Source organism: Mycoplasmoides alvi ATCC 29626 (assembly GCF_000701785.1).
GTDB lineage: Bacteria > Bacillota_I > Bacilli_A > Mycoplasmatales > Mycoplasmoidaceae > Mycoplasmoides > Mycoplasmoides alvi.
This window is the reverse complement of record NZ_JNJU01000002.1, coordinates 125106-140001: the sequence shown is the minus strand read 5'-3', so window position 1 is coordinate 140001 and position 14896 is coordinate 125106. Positions and strand designations below refer to the sequence as shown.

At 23.1% G+C, this 14896-nt stretch carries 15 protein-coding genes and 1 other RNA gene; 10 read left to right on the top strand and 6 right to left on the bottom strand.

The genetic code is table 4. From position 1 onward, the window contains the following. The first annotated feature begins 74 nt into the window (after window positions 1-74). Complete coding sequence (locus T383_RS0101685) at window positions 75-1274, top strand: DUF5378 family protein (protein WP_156940240.1); 1200 nt, start codon at window positions 75-77, stop codon at window positions 1272-1274. A gap of 128 nt (window positions 1275-1402) precedes the next feature. On the opposite strand, the gene T383_RS0101680 is transcribed toward T383_RS0101685, so the two are convergent. Beyond that, complete coding sequence (locus T383_RS0101680) at window positions 1403-1567, bottom strand: hypothetical protein (RefSeq protein ID WP_156940239.1); 165 nt, start codon at window positions 1565-1567, stop codon at window positions 1403-1405. A 406-nt stretch (window positions 1568-1973) separates the two neighbouring features. Here T383_RS0101680 and T383_RS0101675 point away from each other — a divergent pair, with 406 nt between their 5' ends. Further along, window positions 1974-2231 (top strand): hypothetical protein, encoded by a 258-nt coding sequence (locus T383_RS0101675; protein WP_033159944.1) that lies wholly within the window; start codon window positions 1974-1976, stop codon window positions 2229-2231. Between the two features lie 590 nt (window positions 2232-2821). Here the strand turns inward: T383_RS0101675 and T383_RS0101670 are convergent. Together T383_RS0101670 and T383_RS0101665 are read right to left on the bottom strand one after the other, a co-directional pair. Next, the gene (locus T383_RS0101670) at window positions 2822-3649 is read right to left on the bottom strand and encodes an ABC transporter ATP-binding protein (RefSeq protein WP_052663991.1); all 828 of its coding nucleotides are present in this window, start codon (window positions 3647-3649) and stop codon (window positions 2822-2824) included. 3 nt (window positions 3650-3652) lie between these two features. After that, a complete protein-coding gene (locus T383_RS0101665; protein ID WP_169735589.1) occupies window positions 3653-4747 on the bottom strand; it encodes a hypothetical protein in 1095 nt (364 codons plus the stop codon). Between the two features lie 189 nt (window positions 4748-4936). Here T383_RS0101665 and T383_RS0101655 point away from each other — a divergent pair, with 189 nt between their 5' ends. Genes T383_RS0101655 through T383_RS0101640 form a run of 4 tightly spaced genes read left to right on the top strand, consistent with a single transcriptional unit; the run spans window position 4937 to window position 8561 of the window. Beyond that, window positions 4937-5980 carry a ribose-phosphate diphosphokinase gene (locus tag T383_RS0101655; RefSeq protein ID WP_033159941.1) on the top strand — a complete coding sequence of 348 codons (1044 nt, stop codon included), beginning with the start codon at window positions 4937-4939 and terminating at the stop codon, window positions 5978-5980. Beyond that, window positions 5923-6486, top strand: a complete 564-nt coding sequence (gene rnmV, locus T383_RS0101650; RefSeq protein WP_052663988.1) for a ribonuclease M5 — start codon at window positions 5923-5925, stop codon at window positions 6484-6486. The genes T383_RS0101655 and rnmV overlap by 58 nt, the downstream gene beginning before the upstream one ends. Beyond that, complete coding sequence (gene rsmI, locus T383_RS0101645) at window positions 6479-7321, top strand: 16S rRNA (cytidine(1402)-2'-O)-methyltransferase (protein WP_033159940.1); 843 nt, start codon at window positions 6479-6481, stop codon at window positions 7319-7321. Before rnmV ends, rsmI begins: the two co-directional genes overlap by 8 nt. Next, window positions 7314-8561: a replication-associated recombination protein A gene (locus tag T383_RS0101640; RefSeq protein WP_033159939.1), complete on the top strand. Its 1248-nt coding sequence runs from the start codon at window positions 7314-7316 to the stop codon at window positions 8559-8561. The genes rsmI and T383_RS0101640 overlap by 8 nt, the downstream gene beginning before the upstream one ends. On the opposite strand, the gene T383_RS0101635 is transcribed toward T383_RS0101640, so the two are convergent. After that, complete coding sequence (locus T383_RS0101635) at window positions 8558-9460, bottom strand: glycosyltransferase family A protein (RefSeq protein WP_033159938.1); 903 nt, start codon at window positions 9458-9460, stop codon at window positions 8558-8560. The genes T383_RS0101640 and T383_RS0101635 overlap by 4 nt on opposite strands. Window positions 9461-9520: 60 nt before the next feature. Continuing rightward, window positions 9521-10258 (bottom strand): hypothetical protein, encoded by a 738-nt coding sequence (locus T383_RS0101630; protein WP_156940238.1) that lies wholly within the window; start codon window positions 10256-10258, stop codon window positions 9521-9523. 421 nt (window positions 10259-10679) lie between these two features. On the opposite strand from T383_RS0101630, the gene T383_RS03740 reads away from it, so the two are divergent. The 4 genes from T383_RS03740 to T383_RS0101610 all read left to right on the top strand — a co-directional run bounded on the left by T383_RS03740 (window position 10680) and on the right by T383_RS0101610 (window position 13590). After that, window positions 10680-11003 (top strand): hypothetical protein, encoded by a 324-nt coding sequence (locus tag T383_RS03740; RefSeq protein ID WP_052663986.1) that lies wholly within the window; start codon window positions 10680-10682, stop codon window positions 11001-11003. Continuing rightward, the gene (dcm, locus tag T383_RS0101620) at window positions 10948-11937 is read left to right on the top strand and encodes a DNA (cytosine-5-)-methyltransferase (RefSeq protein WP_211246830.1); all 990 of its coding nucleotides are present in this window, start codon (window positions 10948-10950) and stop codon (window positions 11935-11937) included. The genes T383_RS03740 and dcm overlap by 56 nt, the downstream gene beginning before the upstream one ends. Before the next feature lie 2 nt (window positions 11938-11939). Then, entirely contained in the window at window positions 11940-13067 is a 1128-nt protein-coding gene (locus T383_RS0101615) for an MAG4270 family putative restriction endonuclease (RefSeq protein WP_033159936.1), read from the top strand. A gap of 82 nt (window positions 13068-13149) precedes the next feature. Next, the gene (locus T383_RS0101610; RefSeq protein WP_033159935.1) at window positions 13150-13590 is read left to right on the top strand and encodes a hypothetical protein; all 441 of its coding nucleotides are present in this window, start codon (window positions 13150-13152) and stop codon (window positions 13588-13590) included. Window positions 13591-13909: 319 nt separating this feature from the next. On the opposite strand, the gene ssrA is transcribed toward T383_RS0101610, so the two are convergent. Continuing rightward, window positions 13910-14313, bottom strand: a transfer-messenger RNA (tmRNA) gene (gene ssrA, locus T383_RS03840). Window positions 14314-14896: the final 583 nt, after the last annotated feature.

Genomic DNA, 14896 nt, shown 5'->3' with positions numbered 1-14896 from the left:
CTTCTTTTGTTATAGAAAGATTAATTATAGGCATTTTTGTATCTTTAATTTTGGTTTGTTTAATAGTTTTTATCATGTTTTGTAAAATCAAAAATAAATACAGACCATGATTAAACTGAGGTATATCTTTTCAAAAAGAGAATCCTACATCATATTTTTCATTTTTGAAGAAAACAGATTATTGAATTTGATTTGTAGTTTCTTTTGGTTTTTTTATTTGATTATTTGGTGCATATTGGGTAGTAATTTTTATTGAAATTTCTGAATTTTCTTCTGCATCAAAAATGGCTATAGCTCATGGTGGCATGCATTTTATTTGGAATCCTAACAAAATTCTTTCCAATGGATATGTTGGAGGTTTTGATGCTATTTTTGCCAATAATGATCAATTACCAGAAGAACAATCAACATTAATGCCTTTTGTTATGCATCAATTTAATGTATCTCGCATAATATTTAATTTAATTTACCAAACCTTGGCAGGCACTGATTCATATTTTTTTTCATTGCCAAATTCTAGTGATCCCACATTACAAAATATAGCAATTGATCAATTAAATACTGATTACAATAATTTATATAATTCTTTATTACAAATAAATAAAGAATATATTGACTCCAACACTTATAATGTTGTTCATTCTTTAATATATTCTGCTATATTTGTTACTCCCTTGTGCCAATTTTTATCTATTGCTTTGCCTATATCAATTATTTGTTCATATAAAAAAGACTATGCATCCACATTTTCAACATGAGGATCAATTGGTGGTTTTGTTGTAATTTATGGGGTAGTTGTTGGTAATAATAATTTAAATGTAACTTGGCAATTTATTTTTTTTGATGAACAATTCTTTTTTGGTTATCATTTGTATTTACTATTTACTTCTATTTCATGATTAGTTTATACAAGTAGTTTTCATTTAAAGCATTTTTTATCTTCTAATATTTTTATTTGGCTATACGGATTTTGAGTTTTATTTTCTACCAATATATTTGGTATTGATTACTTTACAACAGGATTTACAAAATTAGATTTTTCTTCTGTTGGTACATACAATATAGTTTATTCATTAACAAAATTACCATTCCCACTTATTTCAATTTTAATGTTTATTTTTTTTATATTTACAATGAATTTAATCATTTTAATTAAAAATACAATTCATTTATTGTATGTTAAAAAATCTAATAATTATGATCAATATTATGGATTTTTACATGAATTTAAGGATTATTGAAATAAAGTAAAAGTATCTTTTGAAAAAAAATAAATTAAATTTACATATTTCAAAATTATTATGGAAATTAAAGAAAGAACGAGAGAGTCTTTCTTTAAAATGACAATTGTTCTTTTAATAATGAAATTAATTGGTAGTCTTAAAAGTTTTATCTATTCAATTTAAATGTTTTTTATTTGTTCTTGAACTTTTTTATCTAAATTTGTTATCAAGTTTTTTTTTAAAAATGGTTCAACCTTAGTAGGGCATCCTTTATCAAAAATAATTGAATACGAATATGAATATAAAGAAGATAGGTTATTTTCATTATTAGATTTGAAGACCAAATTTATACTAAATTTTGTTGATTTTAGTTCATATATAAATTTATTGTTATTTTCTAAATGGCATGTGAACATAACTTTTTAAACACTAATTAATGTTAACAATTGGTAAATATTTCTTTTGATAAATAAAAAACCAAGAGTTATTTAAACTGTTGGTTTATTGTCTTTGGTTTCCTAAAATCCAAAACAATGTTCATTTAATAATTTTACTATTAATCTTAATAGTAGTTTACAAACTGTTAAAGTAGCAACATAATTTTTATTTGAGAAGGCATAAGGTAGTGGATTGTAACTACCTTTTTTCATTTATCAATTATAATTAATATGCATTTATTGTTAAGTATTACAAGATGCTTAGCAGTAAATTGCATTAGTCATCTTGTAATACATGAAAAGATATTTATTTATGCCTATAAAAAAATGTGAATGTCAGTTATGTATTGCAGGACTAACTGATCATGAAAGAAGAATTACTAAATTGGAAAACAAAAAGAAATCCAAAATGCCTGCATGGTTTCAAGAATGAAATGAACATGTTTTTGAATCTAGAATGTCTAAACTTGAAAAAGATGTTCAATATCTAAAAGAAAATGCAGTCATGAAAGATGAGTTTGAAAAGTTTAAAAACTCTTTAAAACCATCTGCTTTTAAAGATTCCAAGTAAAATAATTCTTCTTTAATACCACCTTGTTGAGCAGGGTGGTTTTTCATAATATGTAATTAAATGAAAGGCACTTACAAACATTACTCTAGTGCCCTACACTAAAGTAGTATTTTGCTTATACAAAAAAAGAGGTGGTTTCCCATTTTTATATAACTACTCTAGTTTTAATTATGTTATAGCAATTTCACCATAAAAATAATTGTAGTAAGAAGCAAAATGATAATAATTTGTTTTATTATCAAGTTTTATTTGTCAATCTAAAATTTTACTAGGTTTTCTAAATAGTTAAAAATAGTTTTTATTTTACTTTTAACTATTTTTATTTATATTGTCCTAAAAAAAGTTAATTTAAAGTGCCATAGTAATATTGAAGTGCTTGTTGAAGACCAAATTTAAGTTTCATGTAATCAAGAGTCCATTGGATAGCTTTCAATCCTAAAGTCTAACTCTAAGTGCAACACTTGCATTCACACTATTATATTAGATTAAACCTAATAAATTACTTGTTAAATGTTGTATTGCAACTAAAATATCACAACAAAATATGTATCCATAAAAAAACAAAGGGCATATTTATGGATTTAATGACTTTAATTAAGATTTTTATTAAAAAAATTTATTAAAGAACCATATTTATTTATTAATTCCTCTTTGGATGTATCAATAATTTTTTTACCTTCTTTTAAGAAAATAATGTGATTACTAATATAGTCAATTTCTTCAATATCATGAGATACTATTACAATAGTGATTTTATGTTTAAATGCATAGTCTTTTATAAATTGTTTAATTCTAGTTCTAATTTTAATGTCTAAACCTGTTGATAATTCATCTAAAAACAAAATTTTTGGATTATGAATTAATGACAACATTGTGTTTACTCTTTGGGCTTCTCCGCCAGATAATGAAGATAAATTTTTACGATAGATTTTATTTATACCAAAAATATTCATAAGTTCATTTAACTCAAAATTTTCAATTTTAATGTTATATAACTTAATAATAAATTTAAGAATATCAGCAACTGTCAAATTACTTGGATAATTTGTGCTTTGAAACTGAATGCCAATTTTATTTTTAAAATTTTGTGATCCTAAGTTGTAAATAATATTTCCACTAGTTGGTTTATTTAGACCACACATAATTTCAATTAAAGTTGTTTTTCCTGCTCCATTTGCACCTAAAATAGCTGTATGTTCATTTTCTTTTATTTGAAAAGAAACATTATCTAATGCAATTTTAGTTTTTTTCTTTATTACACCAATATGAAATATTTTAGATAAATTATTTACAGTAATAATGGGTTCACCAATATTATTAATTTTTTCATTTATATATCCATAGGGTTCATTATCAATGTTCAATGATAAATGATTTGATGATAAAGAATGCTTTGTATTAAATAATCTTTTTTTCATCATCTATCCTCTACTATTTCATTTAAAATTAGCTGTAGAAATACCAAATGCTATAGAAGCAAATACAAAAGGCATAATAAAGGACATAATTTTTTCTAAATTTACTCATAATATTCTAATATTAGGTATTGTTTGATTTATACTCGTCCCCATAGATGCTGCTACTTGCATGAATGGCACATTTGGTTCCCAAATATTACTAAACTGAAAATTAAATAAACTTGAATATGGTTTGACTGTTTGTGAATCTTGAATAATAGCAGCAACATTTGTTTTATATATAAATCCTTTGCCAGAATCTATTGTTGTAATTGGAATTTGATCTAGTGTATTGTTTAATATGTTTTTACTTATTTGTTCAATTGTTAAGGAGTGAAATTCTCCATTAGAATTATATTCACCTATTAAATAGTTATGAGTTGTTTGCAATGCTAATAATGATTCTACTTTTGATGATAAATTAGTATCAATATTTCAATTTGAAAGTTGTTCAAATGTAAATTGATATTGACTCATAGATAAAACATAATTAATATTTGCAAATCATGATTCAATAGCTAAACTTGATGTGTATTTATATGGAGTAATATAAGATAAATATTGCAAAATTGGTATATTAACAATCATAGAAAAAGGGACCATTGCACCACCAACAAACATAGAAGCAATAATTAATAAAAGTCCAAATGTTTGTATAGCTAATACACTTTTAAAAATACTAGCACTTAAAAAACCAATTGACAATGATAAAAGAATAGTTAATATTTGCGCAAATGCTCAAGACAAATAATCTGCAGAATTATAGATACTAAAAAAATCTACTTTATTAAAACTTGGATCATTTCCATATACTCCATAGATGTAAGCCATAGATATTAGTAAATTAAGTATTAAAGAGATAATCATGAAAGATGTAAAATAAAGTACTATCGAAGTCATAAAAACAACAGGTTTAACGTTTGTAACTCCAATTCGTTTCAAAATTACTGAATTTCTAAATTCAAAAATAGTTTGAGGAACTATAATTGCTCCAGTGCAGATTATTGGAATTGATAATGCATTGGCCAAAATAATAGTTGGCAACGTAAACAATGACATTGAAATTATCATAACTAGTGGTGCAATTATAAATGTAAAAAAAGGGCCAGATCAAGATTTTCAAAAGTATTTATTAATTATGTTTAAAACACCAAGCATTTTTTCTCATTTTTATCATTATTTAAATTTGAAAATATATACTAAAAGTATACTAAAATATGAACTACTAATGTTGGGAAAAACATATAAATGTCAAAAGCAGGAACAAAATATTTTTTAAACAATCATGTTATTTTTGGTTTAACTGGTTCTAAAGAACTTGCAAAAAAAATTTGCAAGTTATTAAACATTTCATTAGGGGAAATGGAAATTAATCATTTTATTGATGGAGAAATATATGTAAGATCTGATATTTCTATCAGAAATAAAGATGTTATTTTAATTCAATCAACTTCTAAGCCAGTGAATGAAAACTTAATGGAATTATTAATTGCAATTGATTCCATAAAACGTGGTTCAGCAAAATCAATTACTGTATTTATTCCTTATTTTAGTTATGCAAGACAAGATCGCAAGGTTAAAGGTAGAGAACCAATTAGTTGTAAATTAATTGCTGATTTATTAGCAAAAGCGGGAGCAACAAGGGTTTCATTGACAGATATTCATAGCGAACAAGTTCAAGGTTTTTTTGACATTCCAGTAGATACTTTAAGAGCTGCACCTGTTATGTTATGTGAATTGTTATCTGAATATAAAAATAATATTACAATTGTTTCTCCAGATTATGGAGGAGTTAAGAGGGCACGACGAATAGCAGAATCATTAGATTTGCCATTAGCAATTGTTGATAAAAGAAGACCGCGCCCAAATGTAGCAGAATCTATTAATGTTTTAGGTGATGTAAAAGATAAAATATGTGTATTAATAGATGATATGATTGACACTGGTGGAACTGTAATATCTGGTTCTAAATTATTAAAAACTAAAGGTGCTTCAGAAATTATTGTCATGGCTACTCATGGGTTATTTAATGGAAATGCCATTGATGAATTTGTTAAAGCTCATAAAAATGGTTATATTAGTAAAGTCTATATTTCTGATACAATTACCCCAAGAAATGAATTAAACAAAATTCCAAATTTAAAAATAATTTCTTTAGATAAATTTTATTCTCAAATTATAGAGTGTTATATTTATGGAAATTCAGTTTCAGAAATTTATGCAAAATACAAATTATGAGTAACTCAAAACAAAATTCAAACCAAATCAAAGAAACCATTAAAGAAATTATAATAGTTGAAGGGAAAACAGACACGCAAAAATTACAAAAATTATTTAATGTAAAAACAATAGAAACAAACGGATCTGCTTTAACAAAGGAAACTATTAACCTTATAAAAAGAGCTGCAGAAACAGTAGGAGTTATTTTATTTTTTGATCCAGATTATCAAGGAAATAAAATTCGTAAATTAGTTTCTCAACACTTAAATTTTTACAAAGAATGTTTTATTAAGGTTGAAGACATTAAAAAAGATTCTGAAAAAAAAGGTATTGCTGAAGCAAATGATGAAGCAATTATCTTTGCATTAAAAAATTATGTAACTAATTCCTTTAAGAATGAAGAAATAATTACTTGAAATGAATATTTAAATTTAAACTTAAATAGTAAAGAAAAAAGGATTAAAGTTTGTAATTATTTAAAAATTAGTTATGCAAATCATAAGCAATTATTTAAAAAACTTAACTTACTAGGAATAAACTTTAATGAAATTCAAAATTTTTTAGATAAAAATGATTAACGATAAAAAATTTTATGTTATTGCAACGCCTATTGGTAATATGCAAGAGGTAAATCCAAGAATTATTGATTCAATTAAAAAGTGTAGTTACCTTTTTTGTGAGGACACTAGAGTTACACAAAAATTTTTAAATTTAATTAATTTGACAACTCCTTGACCTAAACTCATTAGTTATCATAAATTTAATGAAAAAATAAAATTAAATTCATTATTAAAATTAGTTGATGATTTTACATGTGGTCTTATTAGTGATGCAGGATATCCATCTATATCTGATCCTGGTAAAATTATTATTAATGAAATACGTCAAAATTTAAAAAATGTAAAAATTGAAGTAATTAATTGTGCAAGTGCTGTTTTGTGTGCTTTAGTTGGTTCAGGTTTTAATAATCAAAATTTTTATTTTCATGGTTTTTTAAATAAACAAACTTCTTTTGCACTAAATGAACTAACTTTGTTAAAAAAAATAAATACAACTTTAATTATTTTTGAATCTGTTCATAGAATTATTAAAACTTTAAATTTAATTAAAAAAATTTTTTTAAATAACAAAATTTGTGTAGCAAGAGAGTTAACTAAAAAAAATGAAACATATTATTTTGGAACTATTGATGAAATTATTGATAAATTAATTATTAAAGGTGAATTTGTTATTTTGATTGATAACACTGAAAATTTAAATTTAAATTGTATAAATAATCAAAATATTGTTGATATTCAAGAACTTGTAAATTTAGGTTTACGTTTAAAAGATGCATGTAAATTTATTGCAAAAAAAGAAAATTTAAATGCTTCAGATTTGTATGAACATTTTCAGAAAGAAAAATATGAATAAACACGAACCATTAGCTATTCAAGTGCGACCTAAATGTCTTAAAGATGTGATAGGTCAAAATCATTTGTTAAATCAATTTGGCGTTATTCCGCGCATGATTGCAAAAAAAGAAATATTTTCATCGATTTTTTATGGGAAACCTGGAATTGGTAAAACAACTTTAGCAATAGTAGTGGCTAATGAGTTAAATGTTCCATATCAAATTTTTAACGCAGCTAATGATAACAAAGATAAGTTAGTTGAAATTTTAAATTTAGCTAACTTATCATCAAATTACATTCTCATTGTTGAAGAAATTCATCGCTTAAATCGAGATCGTCAAGATATTTTACTTGATAGTTTAGAAAAAGGTAAAATTAAATTATTTGGAACTACTACTGAAAATCCCTTTTTTGTTCTAAATCCAGCTATAAGAAGTAGATGTCAAATTTTTCAATTAAAACCTTTAACAACTGAAGAAACTTTTGAAGGACTTAAAAATATTATTCAAAAACTTCAAATTAAAAACATTTCCACAGAGATATTGAATTTAATTGCTAATAAAACTCAGGGAGATTTGCGTGCTGCTATTAATTTAATTGATTTACTAACTAAACTTTATCCTAATGAAATAATTGACACAAATATTTTACAAAATGTGTTAGTTGAATCATATGTAACTAATTCACATTATGATGATGAATTTCACAATTTAAAATCTGCTTTGCATAAATCAATTAGAGGAAGTGATGTAGATGCATCATTACATTATTTGGGAAGAATGATTGTTAGTGAAGATTTAGTATCTATTTCTAGACGTCTTATAATGGTTGCATATGAAGATATTGGATTAGCTAATCCAAATTTATGTATGAGAGTATATATAGGTATTCAAGCAGCTAAAGAAGTAGGATTTCCTGAAGCATCTACGATTTTATCAAATTTAGTTATTGAAATGGCATTATCACCTAAATCTAATTCTAGTGCAATTGCAATACATAAAGTTTTGACAGACATTGCAACTGGCAATGTCTTTTCTATTCCAAAGCATTTGCATGATAATCATTATAAATCCTCTACAAAATTAGGTGTAGTTGGATATAAATACCCTCATGATTATCCTAATGCTTGAGTAGAACAACAATATCTACCAGATGAATTAAATGGCAAAGTTTATTATGAGCCAGTAGAACATAGTCAAAATGAAATTAAATTAAATTCTTGGCGCAAAAAATTAGATCGTTATAAAGAAGATTATTAACTTTCAATAATGAAATATTTTTTTAAAATTAAAAAATAAATTACATACATTATTCATCTAGTACTTCAAGGAAAAAAAGAAAAATTAAATTTCCTAATTACATGAAAAGTATAAAGGTTTTCTTTTAATAATTTTCGAAATTTATTTCTTATTATATGAATTGCTGCAATTTCTTGAGCATCCAATTTTATTAATTCAAGACAAATATCAATTTCAGTTAAATATCTATTTTCATTTCAAGGTAATGACATGGAGTTACCGATTCTTTTATAATTATATGTACCTATTGGTTTATTTAAATGAAAAATATTGCTTGAGCAATTAATTGCATAAGCAGTAAATATTGCATCCTGATAAAATAAATTTTCACGTAAGTAAGGAATTTTATAAAATAGTTCATTAGATAAAAATTTTCCTATGGGCACGCAAAATGGTGTTTGCATTTGATATTTTTTATTAGGATATTTTACAAAATATGAGTATGTATAAATTCTAGTAGATATGTAATCTTTTCTTTTTTTGAAATCAGCAATAATCAAGTCAATGTTATTTTTATTAATATTATTAATTAATTCTAAGGCATTTGCAAAATACACATCATCTGCATCTAAAATGGTAACATATTTACCTTTTGCTAATTTTTGTTTTTTTACATAGTTAATAACTGATCCTCAATTTTTATTATTTTTGTAAAAATATTCAATTAATAAACCACATTTATTTTGGTATTGTTGAATAATTAATTTTGTATTATCTATTGATCCATCATCAATTACCAAAACTTGAATTTGTTTTTTATCAAAAGTTTGATTTAAGATAGAATCTAAAGCACTTTTTAGATAAAATGCTGCATTGTATGTAGGAATAATAATTGTAAATGTGTAAGCAAAATCTTTCATTATTAGATAATAATTTATTTAACAAAAAATAATTTAACAATTTACTATTTATATTAATTTTTAAATTTTTTTTATCAATTTATTAAATGAATTACCAAACATCTTTTTAAATTGATCTAGATTAATATCTGAACGTTTGCGATTTAATAAATTTGAATTTATTTTCATTTTTAAATAACCAATGGAATGGTTATTAAATAATTGACTTGGATTTCAAAAATCTTTAGGTGGAATAAAAGCATTTAGGTAATCTAAGAATTTATTTTCAAAACAATTAATTTCTATTTTATTAAAAAAGTTACATATGTTTTTAGATAAAATTACATCATTTTCTAAATCAGTTATTGATTGATTTAATAAGTAATATTCTAAAATTGACACATAATTAGGATTAATTAATTTTTTTGCTTCTAAAAAAGTAGAAATGTTTTTATAGTAATTTAAATCTTTTGTAAAAAAATCATTAAATTTAAAATCTAAATAACCAAAATATATTGAGTTTTTATTTTTGACTAAATTTGATTCCATTAATATTTTGATAATTTTTTTTGCTAAATTTTTATTTTGATTAATTAAATTTAATTCCAAAAATGCATTTCAAGTAAACTTGTTATTAAATTTTTTTAAAAGATTTTGAAATTCAAAAACAAAATGTTGAAGTGATTTTTGCATTAATTTATTTGAAAAAATTTCTGCTAAAATTCGTTCCTTTTCATTTTTATCAATACCTAATTTAATTAAAAGGGATCTATTTAAAAAAAATAAATGAATTAAATTTAATTCTCTTTTAATATTCATAAAAAAAACATTAAGCAAGTATCTATTACTAGAAATATGTATTTTTTTATTTTTATATAATTTTAAAATTTCATCTATTTGCATTTTAATTCCAACATTTTGATTATATATCTCTATGGAATAAACTAAATTTTATTAATAAAAATTTATATCTGTTTAATTTATTTATTGATTAATAAGTCTGTATCAATATCAATTTTTTCATCTTAGGTATTGGTCAATTTAAACCTTAAGTTATATGGGATATAGCATATTGTATTTATGAATTTATGAATCATTTCAAGACTATAACATCCTTATGGTTGTATTTTATATATCAATAAAAATATTTTTGTTATTTTATTCATTTTACATAAATTATTTTTTCTTACTATTTATAAATTTTGATTACGTTATAATTTAAAAAATATTTTTAGAGATGATGAGAAAAAAAGAAATAAGATTGTTTGAAGCTTTTTCTGGGATTGGATCACAGTTTAAAGCTTTAAAGTTAATTGCTAACAAGAAGAATTGGAATATTAAATCAGTTGGAATAATTGAGTGGTACATTTATGCAATTATTGCATATTTAGAAATTCATTATCCAAATACTATTAAACATTTACCTTTAAATTGAAAATCAGAATTAAATTTTGAAAAGTTAGTATTATCATATGATTCAAAAAAACCAATTTCAAGTGCAACTTTAAATAAGTTATTTAATAATATTTCAAGTTGCGAACACACACACACACACACAATCTAGTTGTAAATGTAATAAAATAATTAGTTATATTTATACTTCAAAAATATTATTAAATAATTTATTTGATATTAAATTGGTAACTCACAAAGATATTCCTAAAAATATTGATATCTTTACTTATTCTTTTCCTTGCCAAGATTTATCAATACAAGGCAAACAAAATGGAATGACTAAAAATTCTAATACTAGAAGTAGTTTGCTTTGAGAATTAGAAAGAATATTTAAAGGAATATTTAGCCAAAACAATTTTTCTCAATATTTACTACCAAAGTATTTACTACTAGAAAATGTAAAAAACATTACAGGCAAAAACCATATTGAATCATATAAAAAATGATTAAATTTTTTAAAAAAACTAGGTTACGAATCAAAAACATACATATTAAATGCTATTAATTTTGGGTCACCACAAAATAGAGAACGAGCTTTTTGTTTATCTATTTTAAAGGCTTTTAAAGACAAAGTTAATTTTGTTTTCCCAAAATTAGAAGATATTAAATTTGCTAAAAAAAAGTTATCTGATGTTTTACTTCCAGAGTGTGATCAAGATGAATCACTTTTATTGCCTAGTTTATCTAAATATAAATTATCTAACCCAACAACTTCAAGTAATGGTATTAAAAAATCTACATTGATAAGTTATTCAAAGTTTAATTCAGAAAGTTATGTTTATTACAAAAACGGAATTGGTCCAACACTAACTGCTTCGGGTGCAAACAGCAGAATTAAAGTAATTTTGAATGAAGATATACAAAATCCACTTATTCGTAAAATGAGTGCTATGGAAAGTTATATGTATATGGGGTTTCAAAAAAAAGATTATGAAAATGTCAAAAAATGTAACTTATTAACAAATGAAAAAATTATTTATACAGCTGGAAATTCTATATCTATTCAAGTTTTAAAAGAAATATTTAGTAGGCTAGTTTTTTAATTATGGATCTTAATGTTAATGATTTTCAATTTAAACAAGTTGAAGTTCATTTGACTTCAACTTCAAAAAAGTCAACTACTAAGATAGTTTATAAATTATTAATAGATGAAGAAAACTTTATACATGATTATAAAATTTCATTTGATGAATTAGAAATTTGTCGTGACACAACAGAAAGACATGAAAATTCAAAAAAAAATTCTAAAGCATTAGAATATCGTAAAAAAATTCTAGAATTTTTAAAAATTGACCATAGATTTAATGGAAAAAATAAAGAATATATTCAAATTGATAAAACTTCATTAAAAAACCTTAATGAATACATTTCTGATTTTAATTGAGGTTTTGATATAACATTCCAAAATGTTATATATATAATAACAGGTTCAAATCCTCCAGGCGAAGGAAGAAACAAATCATTTTTTGTATGAAAAGATAAAGATAAAAATGAATTTAAAATGGGGTTTTTGCTTAAATTATTAAGATTAGATGCAAAGTTTAAACAAAGTTTATCATATGAAAGTGTATGAAAAGATGATTCTTTAGAAAAAATACCCTTTGAAAAATGGATAGAAAATAAATTGCTTAGCAATAACACAATAAAATATTATTTAAATTTATTTACTAAAGATTCCAAAGATTGAGAAAAACATTTTAATGAATTTACATGTAATATAAATAATTTTTCAAAAATCTATAAAAAAACACATGATGAAATTGGTAAATTAAGAGCAAAATTTAAAGAAAATGTTCGTAAAGAATACAACAAGTTAAAGGAAGAAGAATTTTGTATAAATTTTTTTCAACCAGGTCGTAATTTAAAGTGAGATTTTGCCCACATAAAACCTGTTCATCGAATAAAACAAGAGTATTTTCAATCTAAATCTAAAGATAAAAAAAAGTTAAATGAAATATGTGATCCAAAAAATTTTTTACCATTACCAATAAACATTCACAAAATGTTTGATAATAAAGAAATATGTTGAGATAGAACGGGCAAGTTAAAAATTATTAAAAATGATAAAAATTATAGTCCCAGTGATGATTTAAAATATTTTGAACAAATTAAATATTCTTTTTTAGAAAAAATAAAAAAATATTTAGAGGAAATACAAAAGTACTTTATTTAATTGATGGTTTTCAATCTAATGTATTATATACTATTATACTTATAAAAGAATTTTGTCCATCAACAAGTTATTTTGTTAAATCATGCACTTACGTATTCGATATAAACCTAATTATTTAAATTTATTAGAAAAAGAATTAATTAACCATAAAGTAATTATTAAGCATGATAAAAATGGTTTTACATCTTACACAGTAAAAGACAATTTAGATGATACTTATACAATAGATGAAAATAATTGGGACCATGCTGATGCTATTATTGCTAGTAAAAAAGGTTATCAAAAAATAAAAAGTATTATTCAAGGTATTCGAAAAATAAACCAGACATTAAAACCAGAAGATCAATTTGTTATAACTTTTTGTATAAGCAAACTTGAGTACTTTAATAATCAAATATCTTCTAACTTCGATTATTATACAAATTTTACAACAGAAGATTTAATCAGAAATTTAGCCGAAAATACAATTAATGAATGTTTACCAAATCATAAAGAATTAATTATTAACATTGAAAAAGTTTAATGCTAATTTATTAATGAGGTACAAAAATTTATAATTATCTTACTTTCTAGTAAACATAATTCAGATTAAAAAGTAAAACTATAAATCAATAAATTTTATTTTCTAGAATGATACTCTAAATACAACACTTATATCTACAATACTATATTAGATTCAATCTAATAAATCAGTTGTTAAATGTTCTATTATTACTAAAATATCAAACAAAATATGCATCTATAATCCATAAAAGACAATAGATGCATATTTAGAGTAACACTCTAAGCACAACACTTACATTTAGTTAGTGTTTATAAAATTTTGGCGGCAAATTGCCATATGGTGGAGATGACGGGAGTCGAACCCGTTTCCACAAATAATTTTTTCATAAAATCTACAGTTTAGTGTTATATGTTTTTATGTCTTTATCAATTAAGGCTATAACACAACCATTGATAAACTAGTCTATACAATTTAATTCTAAATTATAGACATCATTAGAACTAGTTACACGACTAATAGAACAAAGTAGTTTTGTAACGTAACTACAATGAGCAGTTAACTTATGGTCTTACTGACTCTATGCTAATGCATAGTTAAGATTAACTTGTTGATTGATTAATAAGTTTGTATCAATATCAACGTTTTTGTCTTTGTTGTCGGTTAATTTAAACCTTGAGCTATAAGGGGCAAACCCCACTGCATTTATGAGTCCATCATTCATGTCGAAACCGTGACATCCCCATGTTTTTATTATATCATCTAGCAATTTTTTATATAACATTAAACAATGTTATTTATATAAAACAAATCATAAAATAAAGAAATTAATCATTGTTCATGTTGTAAAAATTTTAATACTAAATAAATGAATAAATTTAATATTAATTTGAAATTAATATAAAAAAATAGTGTTACATAAACTAAATAAAAAATTGATTAAAATCTGGACAAGATTTTTGGTTCATTTTATCACCCATTATTTATTAAATAAATTTTATAATGGTAACAAAATTGAAAATAGATACATTAAATTAAAAATTAATTTGATGAAATCATTGTATAAATTATTTTTATTTATAAAACAATAACATAATATTAAATCATTAATATAAAAGTGGCATAAAGAAGCTATTTATAAAAATTAAATTTTTACTTAAAAACTTAAGAAAGTCTTAAATATTAGACACAAGAAAAACTAAAATAACTTGTTTTTATTAAAAAATCATTTATAATAATAAACCCAAAAAAATTAAATAATTTTTAACTACTTTGGGGTTTTAAAGTTGAATTAATTTTGGATTCATTCTAAAAAGAAGAGAGTAAT